Source organism: Bowmanella yangjiangensis, assembly GCF_017255015.1.
GTDB lineage: Bacteria > Pseudomonadota > Gammaproteobacteria > Enterobacterales > Alteromonadaceae > Bowmanella > Bowmanella yangjiangensis.
Map to the genome: position 1 here is coordinate 1 of NZ_JAFKCS010000106.1, position 2,610 is coordinate 2,610.

General features: G+C 63.6%; 3 protein-coding genes. All 3 read left to right on the forward strand.

Features of this window, described 5'->3' with window-relative positions; genetic code table 11:
- Positions 1-341 (forward strand): DUF1329 domain-containing protein (locus J0A65_RS22250; protein WP_206596508.1); only part of this gene is annotated, 341 nt, incomplete at its 5' end.
- A 253-nt stretch (positions 342-594) separates the two neighbouring features.
- Positions 595-1,557, forward strand: coding sequence for a WD40/YVTN/BNR-like repeat-containing protein (locus tag J0A65_RS22255; protein ID WP_206596509.1), 963 nt, complete (start codon positions 595-597; stop codon positions 1,555-1,557).
- 23 nt (positions 1,558-1,580) lie between these two features.
- Positions 1,581-2,610 (forward strand): RND transporter family protein (locus J0A65_RS22260; protein ID WP_463452225.1); only part of this gene is annotated, 1,030 nt, incomplete at its 3' end.

The following is a 2,610-nucleotide window of genomic DNA, read 5'->3' on the forward strand; positions in this document are numbered from 1 at the left end:
GCTACGAGCCGCATCGCGTCTGGGTGGTCGAGGCCACGCTGAAGCCTGGAGAACGCCACATCTACGCCAAGCGGGTGTTTTATATCGACGAGGACAGCTGGGCCATCCTCGCGGCCGACATCTATGACGGTCGCGGCGAGATCTGGCGCCTGCAGGAGGCGCATGGCCTGCAGCGCTACGACGTGCAGTCGAGCATGCATGTCAGCGAGATCTCCTATGACCTGCAGGCTCGCCGCTATCTGGTGTTCGGCCTGACCAACGAAGACAAGCCCATCAAGTTTGGCGTCACCGCCAGCCTGAAGGACTTCAACCCCTCGGCCCTGCGTCGCAGCGGCCGCTAGCAACCGGACAACTCCATGTCATTGGGGTGGGAGGCGTGAGCCACTCCCCCTTTTTTGGTTTCCGAGGTCTTGCCCCATGAGGACTCATCTCACCGCAACGGTCGCGCTAGTGACCAGTCTCTGCGCAGGGCTGGCGGCCAGCCAGAGCCTGGCCGCCAGCTTGGCGGATCGGCTCGAGCGCCCCGCTCGCCCTTCGCCACTTGCCTCCCAGGCCCTGCTCACTGACCTGCAAGTCGTGGGAGCTCAAGTAGTCGTGGTCGGCGCCAACGGCCATGTCCTGCTCGCCGACACTGACGGTCGCCTGCAGCAAGCGCAAGTGCCGGTCGACCTGCTGCTCACCGCTGTGCATTTCGTCGACTCGAGCCGGGGCTGGGCCGTGGGTCACGACGGGGTGATCCTGCACAGCCAGGACGGTGGCCTGTCCTGGTCCAAGCAGCTGGACGGCAACACCATAAACCAATTGATGACGACCTGGGCCGAGGCTGAAGTCAGTCGACTCGAGGCGGCCAGCGCCGCCGCGCCCGATGACGAAGCCCTGAGCAGTGCCCTGGACAACGCTCTCTTCGCCCTCGACGACGTCAAGGCCGGCAGCGAACCCGGGCCATCCCGGCCCTTGCTGGATATTTGGTTCCGCGATGCGCAGCGAGGCTGGGCAGTCGGCGCCTATGGCATCGTCCTGCATACCGACGACGGCGGCCAGACCTGGAAATATCTGGCCAGTCTGGATAACCCCGACCGCCTGCACCTCAACACGGTGCTGGGCTTGGGCGACGGCAGTCTGCTGGTCGCTGGCGAAGGCGGACGCCTGTACCGATCGGAGGACGATGGCGCCAGTTGGGGCCCCATCCAGACACAGACTGAGGCTTCGCTTTACAAACTGTTGGATTGGCAGCAGGGCCAGCGCGTTCTGGCTCTCGGCTTCGGCGGTACCCTGCTGAGCAGTGCAGACTCTGGCCGCAACTGGCAGTCGCTAAGCTTGCCGGTCAAAGCGAGCCTGTACGGCGGCAGCGAACTGACCAACGGCTCACTTCTGCTTGCCGGCCAAGGTGGTGTGCTGCTGTACAGCCAGGACGGGCAAAACTTCAATACCTGGCAAGGCCCCTCCAAGTCCACCTGGATGAACGTGGCCGAAGTTGTTCCGGGGCAGTTGGCCTTGGTCGGCCGTGACGGCCTGCACAAGCTGCCGCTGGCCGAGATCACGGAGCGACTGCAATGAATGTCCGGGCAAATGAGGGGGTCATGACCGTGGAGAACGCGCCGACCGGACTGCAGCGCCTGGTCCACCTCATCGAACGCACACTGTTCCACAATCGCCTAGCAGTGCTACTCGGCTTCCTCCTGGCCTCGCTGCTGCTCGGCTACTACGCCCTCGGCCTGCGCCCGGACGCCAGCTTCAACCGGATGATCCCCACCGGCCACCCCTTTATCGAGAACTACCTGAAGTTCGAGGACGTGCTACGGCCGCAGAGCAACGTGCTGCGGGTGGTGGTGGAGAACCCCGAGGGCGAGATCCTTACCGCCGAGTTCATGGACCGCCTGCGCGAGGTCAATGACAAGATCTTCTACATTCCCGGCGTCGACCGCGGCAACCTCAAGTCGTTGTGGACCCCCAACGCGTTGTGGACCGAGGTCACCACCGAGGGTCTGCGCTCGGGCCGGGTGATCCCCGATGGCTATGACGGCAGCGCCGAGTCCCTGGCCGAAGTGCGCCAGAACATCCAGCGGGCCAACATGGTCGGCAGCTTCGTGGCCAACGATTTCCAGTCGTCGATCATTCGCGTGCCGCTGCTCGAGCGCGATCCAGAGACCGGCGAGCCGCTGGACTATGGGACCTTCACACTGACCCTGGAAAAGCAAGTGCGCGAGCACTTCGCCGACCAGGGGGTAAATATCCGAGTGATCGGCTTCGCGCAAATCATCGGCGACCTGCTGACTGCGGCGACAGACATCGCGCTGTTCTTCGCCATAACCGTCGGTCTGATTAGCCTGTTGCTGTTCTTTTACTGCCACTGCTGGCGCAGCACCGCGGTCACCGTACTGACCTGTTTGCTCACCGTGGTCTGCCAACTCGGCCTGCTCAGTCTGCTAGGTTTTGGCCTGGACCCCTACTCAATCCTGGTGCCCTTCCTGATCTTCGCCATCGGCATCAGCCATGCGGTGCAGAACATCAACCTGATGATGAGCGAGATGGGGCACGGCTCCACACCTCTGGAAGCCTCGCGGCGCACCTTCCGCGCCCTGTTCATCCCCGGTTCGACCGCACTGGTCG